At 54.8% G+C, this 11,450-nt stretch carries 6 protein-coding genes; 4 read left to right on the top strand and 2 right to left on the bottom strand.

The window, feature by feature from the left end; translation table 11 throughout:
• Positions 1 to 2,001: 2,001 nt before the first annotated feature.
• Positions 2,002 to 4,146, bottom strand: coding sequence for an ATP-dependent DNA helicase RecG (gene recG, locus SV7mr_RS15155; protein WP_145273826.1), 2,145 nt, complete (start codon positions 4,144 to 4,146; stop codon positions 2,002 to 2,004).
• Between the two features lie 364 nt (positions 4,147 to 4,510).
• On the opposite strand from recG, the gene SV7mr_RS15160 reads away from it, so the two are divergent.
• The 3 genes from SV7mr_RS15160 (at position 4,511) to SV7mr_RS15170 (ending at position 8,958) form a co-directional block, all read left to right on the top strand.
• Positions 4,511 to 6,097 (top strand): MBL fold metallo-hydrolase RNA specificity domain-containing protein, encoded by a 1,587-nt coding sequence (locus SV7mr_RS15160; protein ID WP_145273829.1) that lies wholly within the window; start codon positions 4,511 to 4,513, stop codon positions 6,095 to 6,097.
• A gap of 87 nt (positions 6,098 to 6,184) precedes the next feature.
• Entirely contained in the window at positions 6,185 to 7,147 is a 963-nt protein-coding gene (locus SV7mr_RS15165; protein ID WP_145273832.1) for a deoxyhypusine synthase family protein, read from the top strand.
• Positions 7,147 to 8,958: a cyclic nucleotide-binding and patatin-like phospholipase domain-containing protein gene (locus SV7mr_RS15170; RefSeq protein ID WP_419187426.1), complete on the top strand. Its 1,812-nt coding sequence runs from the start codon at positions 7,147 to 7,149 to the stop codon at positions 8,956 to 8,958. Before SV7mr_RS15165 ends, SV7mr_RS15170 begins: the two co-directional genes overlap by 1 nt.
• Positions 8,959 to 9,000: 42 nt before the next feature.
• On the opposite strand, the gene SV7mr_RS15175 is transcribed toward SV7mr_RS15170, so the two are convergent.
• Positions 9,001 to 10,467: a sulfatase-like hydrolase/transferase gene (locus SV7mr_RS15175; RefSeq protein ID WP_145273838.1), complete on the bottom strand. Its 1,467-nt coding sequence runs from the start codon at positions 10,465 to 10,467 to the stop codon at positions 9,001 to 9,003.
• Positions 10,468 to 10,603: 136 nt separating this feature from the next.
• Here SV7mr_RS15175 and SV7mr_RS15180 point away from each other — a divergent pair, with 136 nt between their 5' ends.
• The gene (locus SV7mr_RS15180) at positions 10,604 to 11,431 is read left to right on the top strand and encodes a hypothetical protein (protein WP_145273841.1); all 828 of its coding nucleotides are present in this window, start codon (positions 10,604 to 10,606) and stop codon (positions 11,429 to 11,431) included.
• The last annotated feature ends 19 nt before the right edge of the window (positions 11,432 to 11,450 follow it).

An 11,450-nucleotide genomic window follows, 5' to 3' on the forward strand; every position in this document is an offset into this window, starting at 1 on the left:
GCAATTGAAGCTGTTGTCGATAAGGACACTGGTGCAACCACAGGGGATGTCCCATCTGTTCTTAAAACTGCTGATGGCCTGTCTGATGATGACTTAGTGGAGCTTGCAGGGGCGAAACCGATCAGGTGCCGACGTCCCCGGGACGTCCGGAACTGTGATCCAGGCCGAGAGTGACTGGTGACCAGCAAGCTTGCGGAGGCCCTTTTTAGCGTTGGGCAATGGGGACGGTGGAATGTCGCGTTTCGAAAAGTGGCTCACGCTGCCCCATGCTTCACGCTCGTCGTACAAGAGACGGAATGTTCGACGTCTCGAATCGGGAACACCAGTAGGCACTCATTGATTCGTGTTGATAAGTGCTGATTAGCGTTCTCCATTTCCAGCAATTGCCTCCATTCGCATTCGAGGCTGTGGACTTGACTTAACAGGCCATCAACCGAGTTCTGATGTGGGGACGGATTTTGAGCCCTGATGGGTTGCCTGGTTTCACTTGGGTGTCCAAGGCGTTTTTGGGTTGGGCGGCTGTGCTAGAAGGGCCGTGCGTTTGACGCTGTGGCGATGTGTTGACGCGGTAAGAGTGCGTTTGCTTGGCCCGGTGGATTGAAATGGCTTGGTTTTGACGGCTTTGGAGTCAGTAAAGACAAACCGCTAGCCAGATCGAGTTTCATCGGCTCTATTTTTCGCTCATCGGTCGTGGCCCCGTTGTTGTCGATCATGGTGGTGGTCGCTCCTGGTTGGCCGGCCGCAGTTCGTCGAGCGATTCCATCGTTTGTAGCGACCTCCTCCTTTGTGCTCTTCGCGTCCTTTGTGGTTTATCCCCGTCTTCGCGGCGATTGCGAGTTTCAGCGGACTGTCCCAGGCAGATTATCAGCGTTTGCATGGCCAGCGGCGCTGGTGTCAGCTTTCTAGTGCAAGGGTTTGGGCGAGATGCCTTGGCGTTCCTTGTATTCCAAGCGGCTATCCCGAACCCGTTGTAGAACACCTTCGGCGTTCGGAAATCTTGTGCCTGGGGCCTGCCCCCAGGGTGCGCTGCGCGACCCTGGGCTATGGGGTAGAACACCTTCGGCGTTCAGGCATTCGATCCGGACTGGCATTCGAGACTGGGGACGGTCCCAGTCCAATGAGCCGAGATGTCTATCGCAACTCCCCCCTTCGTGCTCTTCGTGTCCTTCGTGGTTCATTCCCGGTTTTGCGACGATTGCAAGTTTCAGCGGACTGTCCCCGACAGATTATGAGCGTTTGCATGGCCAGCGGCGCTGGTGTCAGCTTTCTAGTGCAAGGGTTTGGGCGAGATGCCTTGTACTTGCTTGTGTTCTCATGGGCTTAACAGCTCCATTTGTAGAACACCTTCGGCGTTCGGAGACGATGTGTGTGGGGTCTGTCCCCAGGGTGCGCTGCGCGACCCTGGGCTATGGGGTAGAACACCTTCGGCGTTCGGAAACTTCGGTGTGATGACTTTGTTGATCTTACTGGGGCGAAGACGATCAGGTGCCGACTTCCCTGAGACGTGCCAGTGCCTTGATAAAAGCCCGTAGTTTCTGGTGACCAACTAGTTTATGTAAGCTCTTTTTAGCGTCGGGCAATGGGGACGGTGGGATGTCTCGTTTCGATCAGTGGCTCACGCTGCCCCATGCTATGCTGGTCGTACAAAAGACGCAATGTTCGACGTGCCGAGTCAGGAACACTCATAGGCACTAATCAACGCTAATTGATGAGTGCGGATGAGTGCTTATTAGCGTTCTGCATTTCCTGCGACTGCCTCCATTCCCGCTCGAGGCTGTCCAACCAGCATGCAGGACCAACGAGTGCTACATTTGGTTTTTGGGGGACAGTGGTTCTACCGAATGCGAACATGTTCAAAGCAGTGGTGCGTGCAAGTACGGCACCCGACAAGACTGGGCATTTATTGCAGCGCCCAACGAAAACAATCCTAGAACGCTCCCAACAGTCTACAGCCCCGTTGTATCGACCATCCCAACTGGATCCCCTTGCAAATAGGTGTCATTACGTGACGTCTCCAACGTTGAGGGTCGATGCATATCGGCGCATCATTTGTTTTCGTAGCGATTGGTAGGATTCTGATTCCAACTTGGGATCTTGATCAATGATGTCCTGTGCGATTTGCCGGGCAACTTGTAGCACATCGATGTCTTCGACGATGTCTGCGATGCGCATCGCTGGCATTCCGCTTTGCCGCCAACCCAAGACATCCCCTGGTCCTCGCAGCTTGAAATCGGCCTCGGCCAGTTCGAATCCATCATGAACTGTTTCAAACGTTTTCAGACGCTCAATCTCGTCGGGGTTTTGCTCACCACTGGTGAACACACAGACATGTCCGGTGTGTGAGCTTCGTGAGATACGACCGCGCAGCTGGTGCAACTGGGCCAACCCGAAACGCTCAGCGCTCATGATCGTCATCACGGTGGCGTTGGGAACGTCAATGCCAACCTCGATCACGGTGGTCGTGACCAGCAGATCGATTTCGCCATCGGCGAATGATTCCATGACGCGTTGCTTTTCATCATTCGGCATTTTGCCGTGCAACAAGGCGACGCTGTAGTCGGCGAACTGTTTCTGGGAAAGCTCCTTGAACACCGTCAGCACCGACGAGACATCTTCGTCTTCGTCGCTGTCACTGGACGAAGCGACGCGTGGAGCCACGACATAGGCTTGTCGCCCTTCATCCAAACGTTGCTTGACAAAGCCCCACCAACGCTGTGTCCATTGTCCGCGTCCCAGATAAGTCTTCACCGTGCCTCGCCCCGGCGGCTTTTCGCGCAGGGTCGTCAATTCAGTATCGCCAAACACAGTCATCGCAACCGAACGTGGAATCGGCGTCGCACTCATGACGAGGTAATGCGGATCGACACCGCCGCTGCGAAAAGAACCACGTTGGCCCACGCCGAACTTGTGCTGTTCGTCAATCACACAGAGTCCCAGATTGGCGAACTCGATGCCATGCAAAAGCGATTGAGTGCCAACAATCAGATCAACCTCTCCACCGGCCACTGCAGCCAAGGTGTCGCGGCGTTCCTTTGCCGACAAAGATCCGCATAACAGTCCGATCGTCACACGACTATCGGCCAACATTCGCGTCAAGGTTTCATAATGCTGTCGCGCAAGCACTTCCGTGGGCGCCATCAACGCCGCTTGCTGCTTGTTACCAACCGCTAGCATCATTCCATAGATTGCAACCACGGTTTTGCCGCTGCCAACGTCGCCTTGTAACAGGCGATTCATGGGATACTTTCGCGACATGTCTTCACTGATCTGCCGCATCGCGCTGCGTTGATCATCGGTCAGTTCAAAGGGAAACCGATTGATGATCCGCGTGTCTAGCAGATTGGAGGTTTCCATCGAAACGGATTGCATGCTGTCCTGGAGTGATTTTCGGCGTGTTGCCAGCGCCAACTGCATCACCAACAACTCTTGGAATACAAAACGCATCCGCGCGGCCTTCAAATGATCCTTATCGTCAGGCCAGTGGATCTGCTTGATTGCCTGGTTGATCTCCAGCAACGGCAGCTGCAACGAGAATTCAGCGGCGCGGAGCCGCTGGGTGGCTAAGTCACGCAATTCAGTAGGCAGGACCTCCGGCAGATCGTCCGCCAGCGGTTCGATAACCAACTGGATGATGCGGCGAATCTCATGCTGCTTCATCCCTTCGGTCAATGGATAGATGGGCAGAATGCGTGGCGTTTCGATCTCGCCGTCGGTTTTATCTAGGTACGTAATCTTTGGATGGGACATTTGCAGCCCCATCCCGCTGACCTTTGGTGTGCCTTGGATCATCAGCTTACGCCCGTAGGTCAGCTGCTCGGCACGAAAGGGTTGATTGAAGAAAACGATCCGAATGGCGCCGGTCTCGTTTTCGAGCACCGCACCCAAGATCGATCGGGTCGGTGAAGACGAACGCAGTTCCACATCAGCGATCGTTCCAATTAAGGACGCCTCGACCCCCTCCTTGAGCTGATCGATTCGGCACGGTGGCGCTGGGAACTCATAATCCCGTGGAAAGAAAAACAGCATGTCTCCCGCCGTCCGCAGATTCAATCGCTGCAATAACTGAGCGCGGAGATTGCCGATGCCGGCAATGCTTGCCGCAGGGCTGCCGAGAGTGATCGACGGTTCGGATTTGCTATCTTCCATTAAATGCTAGCAAGACCAGAGGGAGAAACTTCTAACCAATCCAACGAAGTGAAGTGCCACTTTAACGGCCATTCTACAAAATACCACCGGTGCCACCGACGACTCACTTCGCGGCGACAAATTTGGGTGCAGGCACTCTGGACACTCGCCATTGCGGCGTCAATCTGAGCGTCAGCCACAGAACACCCCGCGTCAGCTGAGCAACCGCCGCCCAGACCGTCCTCGCGCCCCCTGTTCAGCAACTGGACGAATGAGATAATTGTTTGGCGACCTAAATTGGACGGTCAGATCATTGGCCGGTGAAATCATTCGTCAGGGCGCTTCGCTACGTTGCCCTGGACGATCCCTGCTCGGACAGAGTTTCATGACGACGCTAAAATTTTGCGGTGCCGTTGGTACCGTCACCGGTTCTTGCTCTTTGTTGAACACAGCTGGCCTCAAGTTCTTGGTTGACTGTGGCATGTTCCAGGGCAGCAAGACGACTCAAGAACTGAATTACGGCGAGTTCCCGTTCGACCCGGCGTCGCTGGATTTTCTGTTGCTTACACACGCTCACATTGACCACTCTGGGTTATTGCCCAAACTGGTCAAGCAAGGCTTTCAGGGCAAAATCTATGCCACAGAAGCGACCTGTGATTTACTGAACTTCATGCTTGCCGATTCAGCCTACATTCAAGAATCGGGTGTCAAGCGGTACAATCGCAATCTTCGTCGTCGCGGGTTGCCTGCTGTGCAACCGATCTACACGCTTCAAGACGCCGAGAACACGTTAAAGCTCCTGTCTCGGCAGCCTTATGAGACTTGGTTCAGTCCCCAGGATGGCATTCAAGCTCGGTTTTGGAACGCCGGACATTTACTAGGCTCTGCTTCGGTAGAACTGAAGGTCAAGGAAAAGCCATCATCGGAACCTCTGTCACTTTTATTCTCTGGCGACCTCGGCCCGGAAGAGAAAGCCTTTCACCCGGAGCCGGACGCGCCCGTTGGATTTGATTACATCGTCTGCGAATCCACTTATGGCAACCGCGAACGTGACGATTACACACTGGAGAATCGTCGCGAAGCTCTGCGAGAAGAGTTGACCGAAGCTCTGGCGCGGGGCGGCAACGTGGTGATTCCCTCGTTTGCTGTCGAGCGAAGCCAGGAGCTCTTGCACGACATTGGATTCCTGCTTCGCGAGGGACAAATTCCTCAAGCCGACGTGTACTTGGATTCACCGATGGCCCGGCGAGCGACCGAAGTGTTCATCAAGTACGCCGGTGAGCTTCACGATGTGGAGATGGACGAGAGTGAACTGTTTCGCAACAAACGCTTTCACCTGGTCCAGTCTCTAGATGAAAGCAAAGCCATTAACCGGATCACTCGTGGGGCCATCATCATTTCAGCCAGCGGCATGTGTACCGCAGGGCGAATCAAACACCATTTGGCAAACAATCTTTACCGCCCCGAGGCGACGATCCTGTTTGTCGGTTATCAAGCCCCTGGAAGCCTGGGGCGGATCATCGTCGATGGGGCCTCAGAAGTCCGCATTCACGGCAAGTCGTACAAAGTTGCCGCCAAGGTTCGTCAGCTGGGAAACTATTCAGCCCATGCCGATCGAAGCGAACTGCTGCAGTGGATTTTGGACCGCTGCCCGATCACTGGCGGACTGTTTCTGAATCATGGCGAAGACGAGGCCCGCCAGGGATTGCGTCAAAACCTGGCCGAAAAGGGCCTCGACGAAACCAGGATCTACTTGCCAGAATTTGATGAGACCTTTGAACTGCGTCCAGGCACCGGCCCGCTCTCCCAAGGCAACGCCCAGCCGAGACTGGACGTGACCGTCGCAGGACATGACTGGCACAACGATTACGCAGAATTCATGCTCGGTTTATCCGCGACGCTAGAAAAGAACACCGACGCACAGCGTTATCAACTGCTTAAAGAATTGAAACAGGTTCTTGGGAACCGTTAGCACGCCTTGACAACGCAGCTCAGTGCCAGCGCGCACCGGCTTCTGCACCACCATGCTGTCCAAATTTTGTTGACCGGAGAATCAAGATTGAACGTTAGCGAGTTTTTAGAACGTCACTTTCGTCACTTCAACGCCCGAGAAACCTTGGCCGCTGCCAAGGCTTACCGCGAATTGCTGGCACAAGATGGAAAGATGATGGTCACGCTTGCCGGGGCGATGAGCACCGGTGAACTCGGACTGTCCTTGGCGGAAATGATTCGCCAAGACAAGGTCCATGCAATCACCTGTACGGCTGCAAACCTGGAAGAAGATGTCTTTAACTTAGTCGCCCACGATGAATACCAATTGATCGAAAACTGGCGCGCGCTTTCCGCCGAAGACGAATGCAAACTTCTTGAACAAGGCTTTAACCGAGTCACTGACACGTGCATCCCGGAGACAGTGATGCGGCACATTGAAGGCCGCTTGCTGAAACTGTGGCAACAGGCGGATCAAGACAAAGCTCCCAAAACGCCGGCTGAGTTCTTCTTTGAATTACTGGATGATCCAGACCTGCCGCAACACTTCCAGGTTCCGCGGGAGAACAGCTGGCTAGCGGCAGCGAAGGACAAGAACATTCCCGTGATCGTGCCTGGCGTCGAAGACAGCACGCTGGGAAACATCTTTGCCGCCCGAGTGATGGACGGCTCGATCGGTGATCACAACGCGATGCGAAGCGGCACTTATCAAATGCAGCAACTGGCACAGTGGTACCAGGCAACAACCGCCCAGTCGCCCGTCGGGTTCTTTCAAATCGGCGGTGGCATCGCGGGTGATTTCCCCATCTGTGTCGTGCCAATGATGCGGCAAGACCTCAAGCTGGACGTTCCCCTGTGGAGTTATTTCTGCCAGATCAGCGACGCGGTGACCAGCTACGGGGGCTACAGCGGAGCCGTTCCGAATGAAAAAATCACCTGGGAAAAGTTGTCGCTGGAAACACCAAAGTTCATGATCCAAAGCGACGCTTCGATTGTTGCCCCTTTGATCTTCGCCTACGTTTTGGAATGGTGATGAGCGACGAAACGCTGAAACAGCTCCGGCAACTAGACCTGACCGCCGGGATGAACGAGCATGCCCTGCAATCGCTGGCTGGCGATTGCAGCATGCAACGTTTCCAGATCGACGAGGCGATCATCGAAGCGGGCCGTCGCGACAATGACGTCTTTCTGATCGCCTCCGGTCGCGTTCGAAGCTGCTTGCCTGACAGCGCTGAACCGCTGGACTACCGCGGCGCAGGCGCAGCGATCGGGTTCTTGCCCTTTCTGCAAAACACTGCCAGCAAGGTCAACGTTTTTGCTGACCGCGAATTGGTCGCGTTCAGGCTAGACGCACGCCAACTGCCAACCGTTTTGCAGCGACATCCAATCTTGATGCGCAACCTGCTGCGTTGCGTTGGCTTAACCAAGACCGATACACTGGTCCGCCAGCGTCTTAAACCGATCGCCAAGCGAGTCGCCTTCTTGCACACCGGCGAAAGCACGCGTCACACCTCCGTTCAGCTTGTCAATCGCTTGCACCAGTTGGATGAGTCCATCGTGTGTGTCAGCGATCAACCCGACAGCAAACTTCCCCGTGCAAGACCTGTCAAACTTGCGCAACAAACCTCTGTGCCACAAACGTTCCCCGTCGTTGAAACAGAGGGCGAACCTGCGGATCGGATCGTTTACGATTTTTCATTCAGCACGCTGATGGATTCGCCAGCCGCGATCTCCTGGCTGGTCGAACAGATGGATCAATTCTATCTGTTACTGACACCGGACTGCCATCAAACGCTAGCGCCGTTGATCAGCAAACTGATCGACCGACTGAATGAGCAACAGCGCCACATCGACTTTATCTGGCAACTGGCCACCAACACACAAGTTGCCCCAAAGACTGAATTGCAGTTTCGCCGTGACTTCAAAGTCCATTGCGATGAGAGCGTTAGCTTGGAACGCGTGATTCATGCCCTGCGAAACGTTAGCATCGGGATCGCGATGGGCGGAGGCGCCGCGCGAGGGATGTCTCACTTTGGAGTTCTGCGAACCCTTGAAAATGCCGGCATCGTGATCGATCGCATGGCGGGCACCAGTGTCGGAGCGATGGTGGGAGTGATCTATTGCTGCGGTCACAGTGTTGATTACGGCATTGATCACTTTACACAGTCACTGAAACTGCCTTGGCCGTACACGAAACTGCCTAACGGCGGGCGGTTGTTCCTGCTGCGCAAGTTCCGTAAACGCTCGTGGGAGTCCATGTTACGCGAACACTTAAACGACTGGACACTGGCTCAAGCGCAGATCCCGATCAGCACCGTGTGCGTGGATTTGATCACAGGGAAACAACTGGTTCGCCAGGACGGGGATGCCGTTCATGCGATCCTGGAAAGCATCAACCTGCCCTTCATGGCCGTGCCGATTTGCCGGGATGGAAAAGTCATGGTCGATGGCGGGCTGACCAACGTCGTGCCCACCGATGTGCTGATTAACCAAGGTTGTGACTACGTGATTGCAGTCAACCTTTCCAATCGCCTGTCACGCAACTTCGAAGGCAACACCTCACAGACGCCAACCGACGACATGAAGCCGCCAAACCTGGGGCAGGTTTGGGGCCGCGTTTTGGATGTTCACACCTGCAACATCAGCCAACATTCGGTTCAGCAAGCCGATCTGTGCATCAATCCAAACGTTGCCGAGATCGACATCACCAACTTTGGTGCCACCCGACGCATTGCCGAAATTGGCCGTCACGCGTGTGAGCCAGTGATCCCGGACCTCAAACAGGCCCTGCACCAGCTTGACGCCAAGTTATTTCCGTTGCCCGAAACGTCAACGAGCGTTTAGCGCGTTGCGTGTTGCCAGCCAGTAAGTGGCAGGGCGCGGATTCTACTTGCGTTTTTTCGGTTTAAATTGAGGACCGTTGTCGGCCGGCATGGACTCATGCCACTTCAGGAGTTGCGTTTTCAACTGCTGAGCGACCTCTGGATTATCGGCGGCCAAATTCTGCGATTCACCGGGATCGCTAACGACATCATACAGTTCAATCCGATCGCCGTCGTAGTCGCAGAGCAGTTTCCACTGGCGGTGCCGAACAGCCAAATCGGGCAAATGGTTGTACTGTTGAAAACGCTTGCGATCAGGAGGACGGCGGAAGAAAATCGGCTTGGACCGTGATTCGTTGGACTGACCGAGCAATACCTTGCTGAGTGGTTCGCCGTCGAATTCCACTCCAGCGGGACACTCCGTCCCCGTTAAATCGAGCAGCGAAGGCACCAGGTCAATCGCGCTAAACACGGATTCATCATTGGTTGTTCCCGCCTGGGATGGATCGATCAGACCGGGAGCCCAAACAATCAGCGGTGAACGAATCCCGCCTTCGAAGAGCGTCGCCTTCATGCCTCGGAATGGCCCCGCCGAACCAGCCTGGACGTCAGGTCCGTTATCACTGCAGACGACGATAATGGTGTTGTCTCGCAAGCGCGGCGACTGACGGACATGGTCGAACAGGACGCCCAATTGTTCATCCATGGTATCCAGCACGGCATGATACAAGTCGCGGCGCAGGTTGGTTCCTCGGCGGGCGCGAGGTGGAAAATACGGGCTATGAACGTCGTCCGGCCACAGGTTGACGTAGAACGGTTGGTCCCGTTTATCTGCCCACTTGATGAACTCGACGGCGGCTTCGCAAAAGGTTTCGGTAATGGTTGAACGGTCTTCCCAGGTAATTGGGCCGCGGCCAAGGTTATCGCTTCCCAAGCCGTGCTTTTGTGGCGGTTTGCCATCATAGGCATCTTTCAACGGCAACACACGTGGCCCGAGGCCTTCAAAGTTGGTCAATGATTCATCAAAGCCATACTCGCTGATCAACGGAGCTTCCCCGACATCGCGCTGGCCGCCCAGGTGCCATTTTCCAAAGTGGCCCGTTGCATAGCCGGATTCATGCAGTGAACGCACCAACATTGGCGCCGACAGGTCCAGCCACTGGGCCATGCCACGATCATCATTGGCCCGACGGTTACTGAGATACGACGTGATTTGCCAGCGTTGTGGATACTGGCCAGTGGAGATCGCGGCCCGCGACGGGGAACAGATCGGTGAGTTCACATAGAACTGTTCAAAGCGAAGGCCTTCTTTTGCCAAACGGTCAATGTGTTGCGTCTGAACAGCTTGGCCACCAAAGGAGGAAAAATCGCCCCAGCCCATGTCGTCAATGAACACCAAGATCACATTCGGTCGCTTTGTTTGTTTCGTTTCAGCATTCACCTTTGGCCCCGTTGGCAATCCAACGACCACCAGAGAGAAACTCAGTAAGGCAAGAAACACTTGTCTAAAAGAAAGTCGAACGAAAGCCATGGTTAAGTTTTGGTAAGGATTGAAGCGTCATGGGAACAAACAGGGGAACAACATGTTCCGCATGGACCAATGGAGGCGTTATGATTTTTACCATCAGCGCAATTCAATGGTCGCCGCTATTGTAGCCGGAGCTTGAATGGATTGTTTGCCAGACCAGTCTGTGAGCACCCATTTAGAGATGCAACTTGAAAACCCTTACCGTAGTCCTGAGACCGTTCTTGAGGCGCCCCCTGAATCACTTGATCAAAACCAAGGAAACGTCACGGCGGCTCAGATCGTGATGGCACGACAGGGGCTGAGCGGCGTGATTGTTTGCGTCGCCCTGGCAACCGCAGTCATGCTGTCCACTTTGTTCGGCTTGCTTTTTCAAAATGGGACGGCTGACAATCAACGGTCCGTCCTCACGCATGTTTTGAGAATGATCGGCGGCTGGGGAATCCTGCCCTACTTGGTGGTCCTGCTGCTTGCAATCTTCCTTCCATTCAGTTGCCTGCGAGTTGCTCAAGCGGTTAGCAAACATCGCCAGTTATCACTGTTAGCAATTGTCCTGTATTACGTCGCCGGCATCTTGGTACTGGTCGGTGTCATGCAAGTCCACCGCATCGGGGCTTTGATCGGATTGACTCCGCTGTTCCTGGCGTCGGCATATTCCACGTTTCTGATCGCCGTGGCATTGATGCTGCTAACACAGCGCGAGCTGGCCAAGATGTGCCACGATGCTGTGCCGGTAAAGCTGACGGGATTGGCGATCTTTTGCTTCGCCGTCTCTGGGGTTGCCACCACGACACTGGCAATGGCCCGTGAGTTGCGATTTGGGTTTCAGTTTGCCAGCGAGCCAGTTGCCAGCGGTCTCAGTGTGGCGGTGCTGTCTGTTGTGCTGGGATTCATGCTCTGGTTGGCCATCGGTTGCCGGTTACGATTCCGCTCGCTCATCCAATTGACGGCCACAGAGGAAAAGGCCTAAGACACTGGCCCGTGTTTTT

Origin of the sequence: Stieleria bergensis, assembly GCA_007745635.1 — a bacterium.
GTDB lineage: Bacteria > Planctomycetota > Planctomycetia > Pirellulales > Pirellulaceae > Stieleria > Stieleria bergensis.

What these genes read in the sequence shown, in the direction of transcription:
- recG (WP_145273826.1), bottom strand. Translation starts at nt 4,146, where the DNA reads ATGGAAGATAGCAAATCCGAACCGTCGATCACTCTCGGCAGCCCTGCG.
- SV7mr_RS15160 (WP_145273829.1), top strand. Translation starts at nt 4,511, where the DNA reads ATGACGACGCTAAAATTTTGCGGTGCCGTTGGTACCGTCACCGGTTCT.
- SV7mr_RS15170 (WP_419187426.1), top strand. Translation starts at nt 7,147, where the DNA reads ATGAGCGACGAAACGCTGAAACAGCTCCGGCAACTAGACCTGACCGCC.
- SV7mr_RS15175 (WP_145273838.1), bottom strand. Translation starts at nt 10,467, where the DNA reads ATGGCTTTCGTTCGACTTTCTTTTAGACAAGTGTTTCTTGCCTTACTG.
- SV7mr_RS15180 (WP_145273841.1), top strand. Translation starts at nt 10,604, where the DNA reads ATGGATTGTTTGCCAGACCAGTCTGTGAGCACCCATTTAGAGATGCAA.